The sequence below is a fragment of the Rhizobium sp. 01T444 genome (assembly GCF_056398305.1).
The window spans coordinates 1-13,945 of record NZ_JBFTPD010000062.1 but is presented as its reverse complement, the minus strand read 5'-3'; the positions used below and the strand labels follow the sequence as shown (position 1 = coordinate 13,945).

Here is a 13,945-nt window from a genome sequence, read left to right as displayed (position 1 = left end):
GGCATGGACCACACGCTCGGGAATGCGCTCATGGTCGAAGTGGAATATCTTTTCGCGGAAATGGAAATCCTCCATCAGGGCTGGTCCGCGCGGACCGACCTTCAGCGTGTTCTGATCGTCCGCCACGGGGGCGCCCTGTGACGTCGTCAAGACCTCGGCGCCGTCTTCGGCGATCTGGTGGAGCTCGCCGCCGACGCCCCTGTGAAGGCGCTGATCGTGGATGGTCACTGTGGCGGATGCGGCTGTTTTTTCGGTCTTGCGTGACATTGGTCCCTCCTTGGGTCGATGAGGGAATGCACTCGACTGTTGATTGTTCCTGTCCGGGGAAACGGCGTTGGCGAACGCTGCAGCGTGCGCTTTTTATGCCCATAGCCTCGGTGTCATCGATTGGCGACATGCCTGACAGCCGTCCGCACCATCAGCGCGCGGAAACCTCCAGCCTATGCCGCATCCAGACATTCGGCTCCTCATAGAGCCCGAGGCCGGTCTCGCAATCGGCCATTAGCGGCGCCAGTCCGCCCTCTACGTGATACGGCCCTGATACGGGGAAGCGTAGCCCGCTCCATCCCGTCCATTGCGACAGCGGCGCCTGAACCCGCATCGAGCACGGGGCGATTTTCACGAGACGGGCTCCAAGCTGCCAATGCTTGCGCACCCACGGGTCGAAGGGCGCGCCGTCGGCTGTCGTCCAGCTTATGTAGTCCGCAAAGGACGTCAGTGGATAAGCCGGCTTCTTCGTAGGCCGCACGGGTGCGACGAGCGCCTCGAGACCGCTTTGCCGGGCACCGACAGGCTGGGCTTTCCACGGATTGGTGGCGATGTCGGCAAAGGCGATGCCGGGTGTGCCGTCCGCTGGGCAGAGGGCCGCCCATTGGCCATTGGGGGCGGCGATGCCCGGAGGCGCGATCACGCTCTGCGGGGCGTGGGAGGCGTAGCTGACCCAATAGGTGTTGCTGGCGGCCAGACCCAGCACTTCGGCGGCAAAGGGCGGGGCTGCGGAGGGTGTTTCTCCCGATGTCGAGAAAAGCACGCAGTCCACATCGAGCCTTTCATATTCGATGAAGATCTCGGGATAATGCGACTCCATGCCGGCAGCGCAGCCGAAGCGCAGGCCGTCCACTTCGAAGGTGACGGGGATCTTGCCCGGCGAATACATGAAGGAGATCTTCGTGTGGGAGAGCAGGCGCTCGTCATAGCGCGTCACCAACTCGCCCCTGTCAGAGATGACATAGAGGCTGTTATGCGGCCGGTGCGGCGGGGTCAGCCGGTGGGGTGCGCCGAAGACCGTCCAAAGTTTCAGCTTCTTTGCGAGCTCTCTCGTCTCCTCCAGCTCCTCGCGCAGAACCTCCCATTGGTAACGGCTTCCAGTCGGAAGCGCCGATCTCGGCGGGGCCGATTTCGGAGAGGATGCGCTTGTGGGGAAAGCAGATCGTTCCCTCGGAAAAGTGGAGGAGGCGGGCGCCGGCATCGCGTGCCTGGCGCATGAGGCGGCGCATTTCGGCGCCGTTGGCGCGGAAGGCGTCGGCATCGCGCGGGTCAAGGCGGACCGTCGTCTGGGCGACCGCCAGCCGCAGGGATTTGCCGGCGGGCTCATCCGCTTGCGGTTCTGTTCGGGATGTTGCTTGCGGTGCGCGGATGTGGCTGAGGGCTGAAGTATAGGATTCGCCGGTCTTTGCGGCGCGGGTGCGCACCCTGCGTTTGAAGTTTCCGTTTCGGGTCATTGTCAGGCCTTTCCGTCACGGGCGCATGTTCCCCGGCAACCAGCCCGAGCGATCGGACCAAGGTTTTCGAACCCGAGACGGAAGTCCCTTTGCCTCCGTTTAAAAGACCCTGCCGGGGAGGATCGATGGAGGTTGGGCGCAGGCCACGCCTGACCCAGAAGATGTCGCTGCCGGCGCGATTCGTCAATCTGGGGAGGTGCCTGTGAGGAGGCTGTGACGCGACTTCCTGGACGGCGGCGGATGATCCGCCGCCGTCGGTTTGCCTTGCGTAGAGTCAGGCGCCTTACGCAGCGGCAATGCCGTTGAGCTCAGCCATTACATCATCACGCAGTTCGATATCGGCAACTGCGAGGTTTTCCCTGAGGTGACCACGCGAGGATGTGCCGGGGATGAGCAGAATGTTCGGCGCGCGCTTCAGGAGCCAGGCGAGCGCCACCTGCAGCGGCGTGGCGCTGAGGCGGGCGGCGACATCCGAGAGCGTCGAGGACTGCAGGGGCGAGAAACCGCCGAGCGGGAAGAACGGCACGTAAGCCGTGCCTTCGTCTGCGAGCTTGTCGATCAGCGCGTCATCCTCACGGTTGGCAAGGTTATACTGGTTCTGGACGCAGACGATCCCGGTGATCCTGCGGCCGTCATCCACCTGTTTTGCCGTGGCATTCGACAGGCCGATATGCTTGATCAGGCCCTGCTGCTGCAGCTCAGCCAGAACGGTCAGCGGCGCTTCGAGCGAGCCTTCGGCCGGGCCGCGCACATCGAACATGGCGCGCAGATTCACCACCTCGATCACGTCGAGGCCGAGGTTTTTCAGGTTGCTGTGGATTGCTGCGGTCAGCTCTTCCTTCGAGAAGGCCGGATTCCAGGAGGCGTCGGCGCCGCGCAGCGCGCCGACCTTGGTGACGATAACGAGATTGTCTCTATAGGGGTGCAGCGCTTCCCTGATGATCTCATTGGTGACGAAGGGGCCGTAGAAATCGCTGGTGTCGATGTGGTCGACGCCGCTTTCGACTGCTTCGCGCAGCACGGCGATCGCCTCGTTTCGATCCCGCGGCGGGCCGAAGACACCCTTGCCGGCGAGCTGCATGGCACCATAGCCGAGCCGCTTTACCGTGCGGTCACCGAGCTTGAAGGTTCCGGATTTTTCGACAGTGGACATGAAATCTCTTCTCCGATTGAAGGCAGGCCCCGATTGAAGGCACGAGGGAGATAGGCCCGTATCATTGCTGCGACAATCGGCTATAATCCGGACGGGCTGTCCTGTATGGAGGACAATCGGTGAGATCAGGATTATGAAGCAAGGTTCGCCAGAAATCAGTGATGTCAGCGCTTTTCTCGCTGTGGCAAGGGCCGGTGGTTTCCGCGAGGCGGAGCGGGCAGGGCATATGAGCTCATCGGCGCTCAGCGATGCGGTGCGGCGGCTGGAGGCGGAACTTGGCGTTCGGCTGCTCAATCGCACGACACGCAGCGTGGTGCCGACGGAGGCCGGCCGCGGGCTGATGGAGCGGCTCGGCCCCGCCTTCAGCGAGATCAATGCGGCGCTCGATTTCGTCAAGGATTTTCGCGATCGGCCGGCCGGTACGCTGAAGCTCAATGTGCCTGTCAGCGCGGCGCGACTGGTGCTGCCGCGCATCGTGCCGGCGTTCCTGAAGAGCTATCCGGATATCCGCCTCGAAATCGTCACCGAGGAGAATTTCGTCGATATCATTGCCGCGGGCTGCGATGCCGGCATCCGCTATGACGAGCGGCTGGAACAGGACATGATTGCGGTGCCGATCGGCCCGCGCGTCCAGCGTTATGCCGGCGGTGCTTCAGCCGCCTATCTCGCAGAACACGGGCGACCGGAGCATCCGCGGGATCTGCTTCGACATGCCTGCATCCGCGGGCGTTTTGCCGGCCGCGCCATCCCGGTCTGGGAGTTCGAGCGCAATGGTGAGATCATCAGGGTCGATCCGCCGAGCCCGCTGATCGTCCAGAATGGCGGCGGCACGGATCTCGCCGTCGATGCGGCCGTTGCCGGAACCGGCGTCGTCTTCACCTTCGAGGATTGGCTGAAACCCTATTTTGCAAGCGGCGCGCTGGAGCCGGTGCTGGAGCCCTGGTGGGAAAGCTTTTCCGGCCCTTTCCTCTACTATCCCGGCCGGCGGCTGGTGCCGGCGCCGTTGCGCGCCTTCATCGATTTCGTCAAGGCGATGCCGCGGGAGGCGTGAGCAGAGATCATCGGCCCGCAACGTGGTAGAGTGGGGGCGGGCGATGCATTCGCCGCATCGCCATCATCAACAGCACCGTCGTAGTGACAATGGAGGGGGAAGATCATGAGCAGCGCAAGCAATATGACCGGCAACGGCACGAGCGAGATGAAGCTGGAGATCATTGTCGTGCCCGTTTCGGATGTCGACCGGGCCAAGGCATTTTACGGCGGGCTCGGCTGGCGCCTCGATGCCGATTATTCCTCTGGTGACAATTACCGGGTGATCCAGTTCACCCCGCCGGGCTCGAACGCCTCCGTCATCTTCGGGAAAAACGTGACACCGGCGGCACCAGGCTCCGCGCAGGGGCTCTATCTCATCGTCTCCGATATCGAGGCGACCCGCAAAGAGTTGCGGGAGCGCGGTGTGGAGGTCAGCGAGGCCTTCCATCCTGAAGGCGAGGTCTATAGCGGGCCTGACGTGCCCTATCTCTTCGGCCGGCGCCGGGTCAGCGGCCCCGATCCCGACCACGGCAGCTACCGCTCCTTCGCTTCCTTCAACGACCCTGACGGCAATGGCTGGCTCCTCCAGGAAATCACCGCCCGGCTGCCGGGTCGCATCACCTCCGACCTTGCCGTCTTCGGCACGGCGAAAGACCTTGCTGCAGGGCTGCGCCGGGCAGCCGAAGCCCATGGCGAGCATGAGAAGCGCAATGGCGGCAAGCATGACGAAAACTGGCCGGACTGGTATGCGGAATACATGATGGCCGAGCAGACGGGCAAGCCGCTGCCGCAATGAAATCATTGGCGAGCGGGGCCGGCCGGATTGGCTGGCCCCGCCGACCATTTTACGGCAGCTCACATCATCAAGGCTCGATCTGGGCCGCCCATTTCCAGAGATCGTCCATCTGGTTCGGCTGAATGCCCATGGCCACCGCGAGCAGATCGATGCGAGGATCGTTGCGGGAATATTCCTGTGCGTCCTCGATCATAATGCGCACGGTTTCCTTGCCCTTCACCGACATGTCAGCCATACCGTTGACGAGGGAGAGGACATCGGCCTTGAAAACCGGCGGCTCGAGTTCGAGTGCAGCGAGCCAGAGCTGCCATTTCTTGAGGGAAGGGAAGGCATCTTCGAGGCCGAGCGGGTCGCGGAGGAATTTGGCGATTAAGGGTTCCTGGTCGTCGTGAGGGGTGAGAGAAAGCCCAATCTGATCGCAAGCATAGACCGCCCTAATATTCCCGTCTTTATCCTGGTCAACGTAAACTGTTGTCATCTCCATAGCCTCTTACAGGTGTAGTCAGTCCAGCCGGACGATGAAATGCTGATGCTAATGAGACCACCCGGGCTGGATCCCACAAGGCGAAAGGTCCCATCAGCGCGGGTGTGGATATCCCATGTGTCGCCGATAGCGATAGTGCCCGTGCCGTTGTTGGCTTGAATAAGCAGCTCATTCTCGCCCACTGTGTCAGCCGCCGTCGCAACACCGCCTTTGAGGGTAATAACGCCGTTGGTGCTGTTGGCCACGATGTTGCTGTTTGCCCGTCCCAGGACCGGAACCCCGACAGGCCAAAAGGCAAACCTCATATTGTCGTTCRTAAAGGCGGCCGAGGTGTTGACCTCGGTTGATGCGGTTGTCTGAACGAAGTTCCCAGTCTGCTTGAACCGGTAGATCTGGGCGCTGGCGTTGGTCAACAGGATACCCACACGACTACCGGGGAGCAGCTCCCAGCCCGTCAGGTTGGTCAAGGAAACACCCGCTTCGGTCGCACTGAGAGTTGCCACGAAGTCAGTGGCACCGGTGCTGAGGTTCCTGACAGCATAAATGAAATAGGTCTTGGAGGCCTGCCCCACGCCGGTGTCAAGGAAACCCGTACCCGTGCCAAAAGTGGCCGAAAGCTGCCTCGTGGTATCAACGGTGGTGGAATGCCGCTTGCCGCCGAAGAAGCCGATGCCGGGGCCGATAGTGATGGATGTGGCGCTGGCCCAGGCCGGGATAAAGCCCACCATGAAGTCCAGGCCGAGCGCCAAGGCCACATATTTGACAATGCTGCCGGCGAGAACCTTTTTCAGGCCCCAGCCTGCCGCGCTGTCGGCAATGGCGAACTCGTCGCCGTCGACGATGTCGGTCTTTGCGGGCGCTGCGTGAAGCCAGCCGGCGAGGGTGTTGGCGACGGTATTGTAGATCGCCAGCGTCTTTCGATACCAGTGGAAGGCGGAAAACAGCCCGGCCGAACCGGGGATCGCAGTATCTTCCGGATTCGTTGCATAGGCAGCCGCCAGCCCAGCGCTCCCATTCGCATCTACCGCTGACTGAGCGGCTTCCGCCGCCTTTTGCACGGTTGTCTGCGTCAGGCCGGCAACGGCTTCGATATCATCGGAAATACCTGCCACAGTCTCCAGATATTGCGAGACGGCGGCAACGGCCTCGAGCGCATCGCCTTTGTCGCTGAGCGTCAGAACGTCTGCAATCAGCTTGTCGATCGTTGCTGAATCGAATGACGGCGGAATGGTGACTGCGCGGGCCGCTCTTTCCTTGAGCTGCTGGAGCCTCATCACAACGAGGTCGAGCGCCTGCTCCACGGTCTCCGCATAATAGGCGCCCTGGTTTTCCAGGTCGGTTTCCTGGTAAAGGGCACGTCCAGCAGCAAAGTTATCTTGGTGCCGGCCGCCGGGGCGGGGACGATGACCGCGCTTCCGCCGCCATCATTGCCAGTGCCGGTCACAGTGTAATCGGCGTCGAGCACCAGGATTGAATCCGTGCCCGATGCATCCGTCCGGATCACCTGCAGATGACGGGGCTCCAGGATCTTGAACTTGTATTCGAAAGCCGTGGCGACGCCGTCCCCATTATAGGGGCCGGATCGGTTTATCTCGCTCGAAATGGTCATGTGATTGTACCTCTGGTTTCCTGAACCATAGGCTCAGGAAGGTTGTCGGCCTGACCTGGCCAATCCGCTTCGAGCGCGAGATGGTCTTGCTTCGTCACCGGGCAGACGGGCCTTGTTCGCGGCCGTGACAGCAGGCGCCTTGATCGCTGCGTTTTCATGTGGGTGAGAGAAGTCCTGATGTCTTGTCAGCTTTCCGCTGGTATCCGATCGTCACGGCCCTTCAGCTCGGCTTCGACGCCATGATCGCCACGACATCACCGATGGGCTACGGCCATGTCTATGCGCCGCAGCACTATGTCGACGCGTGGCTTGCGGTGACGGACCCGCCGGGGTGGTCGCCCGAGGCGGTGGAGCGGCTCAAGGTTCAGTTCGAGAAGGCGTCAGTTGGGAAGTGAGGCGTTGGCCATGCTTTCCTGCGAGGATAAAGACGTTTGGTTTTCACTGATGCAGGGTGTCAGCGATTGAGCATGAATAATTCATACTCGTTTGCAACTTCATCCTGCGTAGGCTTCTTGCCGTTTTTCTTCGTCAGTTCGGCTTCAAACTCCATCCTGAGATCGCGCGGAATATCTTCATACTGCACGGCGATATCGTAGCTCTGATCGTCGGTAAGCGAGTTGACCTGATAGAGGTAGCCGGAGCTCTTTGCGGGAGTTCCGCCGCTGAAAAAAGAGTTCGGCGTGCTGACGACGATCGGGAACAGCAGGCGGTTGATCATTTTCTGGGTATCGCTCTGGGTCGGGTTCTGGCCGTCGTTCTTGTCCTTGAATACATCCATCTGATCGAGGAGTGCTGACCGGAATTCGGCAACGCGGCGCGGGACACTATAGGAGGTGGCGAAGCCGCCGTCCTGAGTGAGGAGGCCAAGAGCTTCCAGTTGGGGTTTCGCGAGTTCGAAGGCGGTATTGATATCGAGGCTTTCGAGCCGGGCCTTTCGCAGGTCGGTGAGTGCCGTTTGTCGCCAGCCGGTGACTTTTTCCCAATCCTTGTCAGAGAGCTTGGGACGGTATTCGAGGAGATCGATTTGCGAGAAGGCGGCCGGATCCCTGGCGAACTCGGTCTGCAGGTCGTAGAGCGTCTGCGTATCCGTCGCCGGCTGGCCATAGGCGCGGACCTTTTCCTTGTAGTCGCGCAGCGTAAGCAAGCCGGATGGGCCGATGGCCTGCTGGATGTGGACGGGCAGTTTCGTCGGGTCGAAGGTCGGGTCTGCGATGACCTGGTTGTTTGCCCATTCCTGCACCTGCACGCGCTGGGCGTCGAGCGCCTTCTTCTGCGAGACGGTATAGGCGTTGAGCTGGGCTTCAGTGGCGGCGCGCAGCGCCGGGTCGGTGATGCTGTTCAGGCTCTCTTCGATCCTGCGCAGGCCCTCGGGATTGTAGTTCGGCAGGGTCATGGTCTTTTCGTCGACGGTGCCGGATGTGCGGAAACTGACGACCTCGTTTGCGGCGTGGGCGGTTAGCGCCGTATCGCCTGTTTGCCTCGGATCGGGGCCGAGCACGAGGATGTTGCCGTCGGCATCGTAGCCGCGGAAGAAGCCGATCTGACCCTTGTCGGTGCCGTTGTTGCTACCGGCGCCTTTCTTTTGCTGCGGGCCGAGCACGACGATGTCTCCGGGGCGGGGTGTCTGCGTCGGCAGGCCGAAATGGCGGAAGCTTGTGGCGTCGGCAGAAGCGCTGCCGACGAGATTGGTAGGCGCTGCGGCGGTGCCCAGGAGGGCGCCTGTGACATCGCTCAGCCAGCCCCTGAGCGAGGGATCGACCGTGTTGCCGGCGGCATTTTTCACGAAGCCTGCCAGTGCCAGATCGTCCTTCGCTTTGCCGGGGAAGGCGAGCGTGGCGGCGACAGTGCGGAAATCTTCGGGGCCGCTAGGCTGGCGGGGTTTGGGCTGAGGCGTGTCTGACTGCGGGCTGGTGGTTGGCGAGACAGCGGTTCGATTGCCGGCGGTTTGCAGGGCTGCGGTCTTGCCCGCCGAAGGCCGCGCGCCGAGCGTGCGTGCTCTCCCGGTTGTGCTGCCGGCGCCATCCGTTTCGAGGCCGGTGGTTCTTGCGCCTGCGACGGAAGGCTGAGTGGGGCCACCTGTCTGTGGCCGGCCGCCCGTGACGGCATCGGCGTTTGCAGCCGGTGCGGCGGGCGAGGGGCCGGCACCGGCATCCGGCGCGCCCGTATAGGTCGGCAGCCGGCCGGCGATAATGTCGGTGGCGTTGTGTCTGGCCTTTTCGTCCTGGACTGCGGGTTCCAGCGATATCAGCACTGCGGTGCTGTCGGCCGGCAGCATCCTGTCGCCGGCGTCCTTGACATATTGCTCGGCCTCGATGGGGCTGTCATTGGCCATGCGCAGCGCCACGTTCCTCGTCGTGTCGGAGACGTATCGGGCGCGTTCCTGGTCGAGCTTTTCCTTGCTCCAGCCCTGCATGTGGCCCTGATGCTCGATCTCGGTGACGCCTTTGCGGATTTCGGCATCGACCTTGGCCGGATCGCTATAGACGGCGACGGCATTGGCGCTGGCGGATTTGATGCTGTTGGCCGAGGTCTCGGCAAACCATGCCTTGCGCTGGTCGAATGTGTGGCGGATCGTGCTGTCCAGCAACGTGTTCATGCTGGCGCGGCTGGTCTCTTCATAGGTGCGGGCGGCACCCGGCGTCAGGCCCTTGCCGAATTCGGCGCGCTTCTGCTCGGCAAGCTTTTCGAAGGTGGCGCGGCCTTCCACGGCGGCGCGGCCGGTCAGCGTCAGGAAGCCGCTCTTGCCGTAAAGCTGCTCGCGCTGCCAGTCGTTGAGCTTCGTCTGTGCATCCTTGGCGGCATTGGCATTATCAAGCTTCTCCACCTCCACCACGGCTTCGCCGAGCGTGCCCATGCCGGTTGCGAGCCCCTGCATGCCCTTGCCGATGGCGGAGCCGAAAGCCTCTGCATCGGCCTGCACGGTGAATCCCTCGGTATATTCGGGGCGCAGCGGGACGTGCTGTTGCGTATCCTGATAGGTCGGAACTGTCGGCATGCATCACCTCACTTGATATAGCCCAGGGTCTTTGCCTGGGTGTAGACCTTGCCCGTGCCGCCGAGGATCGTGCCGAAGGCATCGAGATAGCCGCCTTTCACAGCGGCGTCGGCGCGCATGCGGTCCAGCTTGGCGCTTGCCAGCTGGTTGGTGCCCTGCACCTTGTAGCCATAGGCTTCGCGATAGGCATTGGTGCGCACGTTCAGCGCATCGATCTCCCCCATCTTGGCGGTGTCGACGATCGTATCCAGCGGCGAGCCGAAGGAGAGATCGACGCCGTTTGCGGCGATCGCGGCTTTCTGGCGGCCTTCGAGCTGGGAGGTCTGCAGGCGCTTCTGCTGCTCTTCCTGCTTGCCGCGCTCGATCGCGTCCTTCGCTTGTTTGTCGGCGATCTGCGCATTCATTTCGGCGACCTGGGCGTTGTATTTGTTCGCCTCCGCCGTCGCCTTTGCCTGCTGCACCTGGCCGGCGGCGCCGAGAAGCGTCGACCCCAGTGTCAGCGCAAGACCAAGATCACACATCCGCTTCTCCCATTTCGAATAGCCGGAATGGATGCCCGTTGATCTCGACGGGTTCGAACAGCTGGAAGCCCAGCCATTCGAGCCAGCGTAGGGAGATCGTATTGCGCGCATCCACGAAGTTTCGAAGCAAGCCGTAGCGGCTCAACAGTTGAGCCGGCCAATTGCGCGAGATCTTGAGAAAGCCGCGGAAATTCTTCTCCACCGCGTCCGTGCCGAGCAGCCAGGGCGCACCGATACCGGTCAGGATGTTGATATCGCCGACACCCCACATCACCTCCGGCCGGCCATCGAAGAGGGCGGTCCACGCCTGAGAGGAGTGGCGGTAGGAAAAGGAGAGCGCCGAAAGCGGCGAGCGGCCGGAGGCGGCGAAAACCTCGTGGCGGTCGGCTGAGCGCATGCGCGCGGCAATCTGCCTGACATGGCTCGGCCGCGCCTCGATAATGGCGATTTCAGCGGCCAAGGGTGACATCCGGCATGATGGAGAGAATGGTCATCGGCAGCGGATCGAACTGCTTCACCCACATGGCGCCGCTGGTGCTCCAGTCCCAATAAGGGGTGATGGTGAGATCGCCGGTATAGAGGCTGATCGCCTCGTTCCAGTTTTCGTTGCGGCGCTGCTTGTATTCCACCAACGTGCCGCCGTCGCGCTCGCCGTCCTGAGGGCCGGTGAAAATGCCGCGGGTGTTTTCCACCCGGAAGGTCACTTCGGAGATGGATTTGCTGCGGCCCTGCACGGTGCCGAGGCCCTGCACCTGGCCGACATCGAGATCGAGCGTCTCGATCGCCGCCGTCACCGGCAGGCCGACATGGATCTTCGATGCCGCGTTCCGCAGCCGCACGCTGCCGCCTGTGACGGTGAGATTGCGCACGACATTGCCGTCTGCGAGCGCCACGAGCGTCTGGCCCTCGAGATGGTTTAGCCCGTTCAGCACCGTCGCCGGCGGGCCGGAATAGGTGAGGCCGCAATCGACGAAGAAGGCGTCCTGCACATCCTCGAAGGCGCGGCTGTGCAGCCGCTCGATATAGCGCTTCTGCTGGCCATTGATCGTGCGCCGGACGATGAAATAGGGCACGTCCTCGCCCTCTTCCTCGATCACGGTCACATCCTCGAAGAAGGCATCGTTGCCGGGGCCGCTTTCGTGGCGCGTCCAAGCCCAGACATCCTGCTCCTTCATGTAGGTGAGCGACACCAGCGCCCCGTCATCAAGCACCACCCAGACGACGGAGTCGGGTGCCTGGGCATAATCCCAGGCTGATATCTCGCGGCCCTTGAAGAGGTGACGGGCAAGGATCGTCAGATCCTTCCCGACATAGCTGTCCTGCGTATAGTCATAGGAGAAATCGCGCACCACGCCGCCAAGGCGCTGGGCAAAAAGCACCGTATTGCCGACGACGATCGGCTGCACCTTGGCGGCTCCGCGATAGCCCTGGTTATCGAGCTTGATGGCGGAGGGGGAAATCGCATCCGAGGTCGAGCCGCCGGTGACGATCCATTCGGAACCGGAGGTCAAAAGCAGCAGGCCGCGTACCGAGATCATCGAGCGGATCTCGTTCACCTGCCGGGCGCGGATGCGGAAGGTCACGGCGTCACTTGCCTTTGCGGGCGAGGAGACGCCAAAATTTTCGTAATTGGCGGACTGGCTGAGCCAGACTGCCTGCGGGTCGTTCTGTGTCGAGGCGAAGGCGAGGCGCTGCTCGATGAAGGTGACGCAGCGCGGATAATTGCCCGCCGCATCGAAAGGGTTGCGGCCGCTCTGCGGCGTGTCGGAGAGATCGGGCGTGATGTTCTCGTCATCGAAGCTCAGGCCCGTCGTGCCGCCGACATAGCCGAAAATGCCGTTATCGTCGCGGTAGACGATATAGCGCGCCGCACCCGCAACGGCGCTCCAGGCCACGCGGTTAATGCCGCCCTGGATGGCGAGGTCGTTGACGGTGGCGCCGGCATTGGACGGCAGGCTTTCCTCGCCGCTATCGGCGACGGAAGAGACACGGTAGCGGTATGTGGTTGCCACATAACCCGGCTTGCCTGCTGTATCGCCGGGCTTGGTGACGACAGGTGTTCCTGCCGGCGGGTTGATCAGCGGCTTGAACTGGACCGTCGTCAGTGTCCAGTTGTTGTCGGCCAGCCGCCCGAGTTTGCGTACGGGGTGATTGACGTGGCAGAGGTAGAGCACGTCGGCTTCCTGCACGAACACGAGGTCCTGCACGTCTGCTGCCGTATAGGCGGTCGCAACCTCGTAAGGGGCGGCGCCCGTCAGCACCAGCCCGCCATCGCGGAAGATACGGATGTATTTGTCACCGAATTCGAGGATATAGGTCTGCTCGGTATTGAACTGAAACCGGATCAGCCGGGCCTGCTTCGAGCTGTCCTTGATCTCGTGGACGAATTGCAGCCCGGCCCGGTTCGACACACCACCATGCGGGTGCACGAAGACATTCAGCGCCGTGCGCAGGCCGCTCTGATATTTGGTAAGATCGACGCGGGCGCCGAGGGCGGGCGAAAGTTCGCCGGCGGTGAAGGAAGGCTGGTAGGCGCGAAAATCAGCCATGGGCGCGCACCGCGATCAGCTCGCTCACGAAACGCTCGCTCGTGTGCCTCACCTGATTGGCCTCGGCCTGCTCGGCCGCCCGCTGGCTGCTCTGCGCCAGCGCCATCGCATCGGCGCGGATCTTCGGATCGCGCGTCAGCGGCATGGCAAGGCGCACGGCCAGATGCCAGGCGAGCGCCTCGATGAAGAGCGGCGAATATTTCGTCGGGTCGGTGAGCCGGCAGGTATAGCGCAGCAGCGCCGGCGAGAGATCGCAATAGAGCCGGTCGCCCTCGAGCGCATAAGCATATTGCATCTCGCGCCCGGCCTCATCGAGATCGGGCTTCAGTGTTTCGGGCGGTATGACGGCATCGGCGGAATAACGGGGCCTGATCCAGCGGATCTGCAGGCAATCGGCCGGCCGTGCATAGGAGTGGCGCCACACACCCGGCTTGTCATTGTCGAGCGCGCCCAGCGCCACGGTCTTGCCCGCCACAGCCCAAGGGAAGGATTGCAGCAGTACATCGCGGGTCTGCGCATAGAACTGATTGCAGGCGCGCGCCTCGGCGCTCTTTTCGGTGAGATCGTTGATATTGTCCTTGCCGATATTGGAAAGGGCGAGATTGCAGATAGAGACGACGGTAGCCATGAACCAACCTCTTCAGTTGGGGTAGGGCTAACGTGGGGATGGTTGTTAGGGTGAAGTGGGGCGATACCTTCATCGGTTTGGCCGTGATGAACGCGGACAAAAGACCCCCGCCCCAAACCCCACAAGGGGGCCTTCGACAGTGCAGCCTTTTACCCCACCTTGCGGCCGATAAATAAGCCCGTCTCCTTGCCCACCTCAAGCACGCCGCCGCCCGCACGGAAAGCCTCTGATATCGCCGCCCGAAACGCCGCAAGCTCCGCCTCATCAGCCCGATCGCCCGGCGGATAGGAGGTCAGCGCCAGGAACACGTCTTCCGGCTCGGTTATTCGCATGTGCGCCGGATGCTCGCTCATGATGACATTGCCAAACTGCGCCTGCATCAGCCGCTCCGCCGTCTCGTAGCCGAAGGCCGCACCCGCGGGGTCGTATGGCGGGCTGCCGAACACCTGCCGAACAC

13 protein-coding genes and 2 pseudogenes are annotated in these 13,945 nt (G+C 62.5%); 3 read left to right on the top strand and 12 right to left on the bottom strand.

Annotated features, from left to right (window positions below; translation table 11 throughout):
• The 3 genes and pseudogenes from AC1DTN_RS36580 to AC1DTN_RS36570 all read right to left on the bottom strand — a co-directional run.
• Window positions 1-267 (bottom strand): catalase (locus AC1DTN_RS36580; protein ID WP_477924965.1); only part of this gene is annotated, 267 nt, incomplete at its 3' end.
• Window positions 268-805: 538 nt separating this feature from the next.
• Window positions 806-1,721 (bottom strand): annotated as a pseudogene (locus AC1DTN_RS36575) (carbon-nitrogen hydrolase family protein); the annotation flags it as partial.
• A 283-nt stretch (window positions 1,722-2,004) separates the two neighbouring features.
• On the bottom strand, window positions 2,005-2,874 hold the full coding sequence (locus AC1DTN_RS36570; RefSeq protein ID WP_477924964.1) for an aldo/keto reductase family oxidoreductase: 870 nt from the start codon (window positions 2,872-2,874) through the stop codon (window positions 2,005-2,007).
• Between the two features lie 133 nt (window positions 2,875-3,007).
• Between AC1DTN_RS36570 and AC1DTN_RS36565 the strand changes: the two genes are divergently transcribed.
• Entirely contained in the window at window positions 3,008-3,925 is a 918-nt protein-coding gene (locus tag AC1DTN_RS36565) for a LysR family transcriptional regulator (RefSeq protein ID WP_477924963.1), read from the top strand.
• 105 nt (window positions 3,926-4,030) lie between these two features.
• Window positions 4,031-4,702 carry a VOC family protein gene (locus AC1DTN_RS36560; RefSeq protein ID WP_477924962.1) on the top strand — a complete coding sequence of 224 codons (672 nt, stop codon included), beginning with the start codon at window positions 4,031-4,033 and terminating at the stop codon, window positions 4,700-4,702.
• Between the two features lie 67 nt (window positions 4,703-4,769).
• Here AC1DTN_RS36560 and AC1DTN_RS36555 read toward each other — a convergent pair whose 3' ends face one another.
• From AC1DTN_RS36555 to AC1DTN_RS36545, 3 genes are read right to left on the bottom strand one after another with little or no spacing between them, the layout of a single operon-like run.
• Complete coding sequence (locus tag AC1DTN_RS36555) at window positions 4,770-5,180, bottom strand: hypothetical protein (RefSeq protein ID WP_477924960.1); 411 nt, start codon at window positions 5,178-5,180, stop codon at window positions 4,770-4,772.
• Complete coding sequence (locus AC1DTN_RS36550) at window positions 5,177-6,487, bottom strand: hypothetical protein (protein WP_477924958.1); 1,311 nt, start codon at window positions 6,485-6,487, stop codon at window positions 5,177-5,179. Before AC1DTN_RS36550 ends, AC1DTN_RS36555 begins: the two co-directional genes overlap by 4 nt.
• Window positions 6,460-6,795, bottom strand: coding sequence for a hypothetical protein (locus AC1DTN_RS36545; RefSeq protein ID WP_477924957.1), 336 nt, complete (start codon window positions 6,793-6,795; stop codon window positions 6,460-6,462). Before AC1DTN_RS36545 ends, AC1DTN_RS36550 begins: the two co-directional genes overlap by 28 nt.
• Window positions 6,796-6,953: 158 nt before the next feature.
• Here AC1DTN_RS36545 and AC1DTN_RS36540 point away from each other — a divergent pair, with 158 nt between their 5' ends.
• Entirely contained in the window at window positions 6,954-7,190 is a 237-nt protein-coding gene (locus AC1DTN_RS36540; protein ID WP_442205402.1) for an alpha/beta-hydrolase family protein, read from the top strand.
• A gap of 59 nt (window positions 7,191-7,249) precedes the next feature.
• Here AC1DTN_RS36540 and AC1DTN_RS36535 read toward each other — a convergent pair whose 3' ends face one another.
• From AC1DTN_RS36535 to AC1DTN_RS36510, 6 genes and pseudogenes are all read right to left on the bottom strand, one after another.
• Complete coding sequence (locus tag AC1DTN_RS36535; RefSeq protein WP_477924954.1) at window positions 7,250-9,790, bottom strand: hypothetical protein; 2,541 nt, start codon at window positions 9,788-9,790, stop codon at window positions 7,250-7,252.
• A gap of 8 nt (window positions 9,791-9,798) precedes the next feature.
• Window positions 9,799-10,311: a virion core protein, T7 gp14 family gene (locus tag AC1DTN_RS36530; RefSeq protein WP_442205404.1), complete on the bottom strand. Its 513-nt coding sequence runs from the start codon at window positions 10,309-10,311 to the stop codon at window positions 9,799-9,801.
• Entirely contained in the window at window positions 10,304-10,780 is a 477-nt protein-coding gene (locus AC1DTN_RS36525; protein ID WP_442205405.1) for a hypothetical protein, read from the bottom strand. Before AC1DTN_RS36525 ends, AC1DTN_RS36530 begins: the two co-directional genes overlap by 8 nt.
• Window positions 10,761-12,860, bottom strand: coding sequence for a phage tail protein (locus AC1DTN_RS36520; RefSeq protein WP_442205406.1), 2,100 nt, complete (start codon window positions 12,858-12,860; stop codon window positions 10,761-10,763). Before AC1DTN_RS36520 ends, AC1DTN_RS36525 begins: the two co-directional genes overlap by 20 nt.
• Window positions 12,853-13,488, bottom strand: a complete 636-nt coding sequence (locus AC1DTN_RS36515; RefSeq protein WP_442205407.1) for a phage connector family protein — start codon at window positions 13,486-13,488, stop codon at window positions 12,853-12,855. The genes AC1DTN_RS36520 and AC1DTN_RS36515 overlap by 8 nt, the downstream gene beginning before the upstream one ends.
• 149 nt (window positions 13,489-13,637) lie before the next feature.
• Window positions 13,638-13,945: pseudogene (locus AC1DTN_RS36510) on the bottom strand (class I SAM-dependent methyltransferase); the annotation flags it as partial.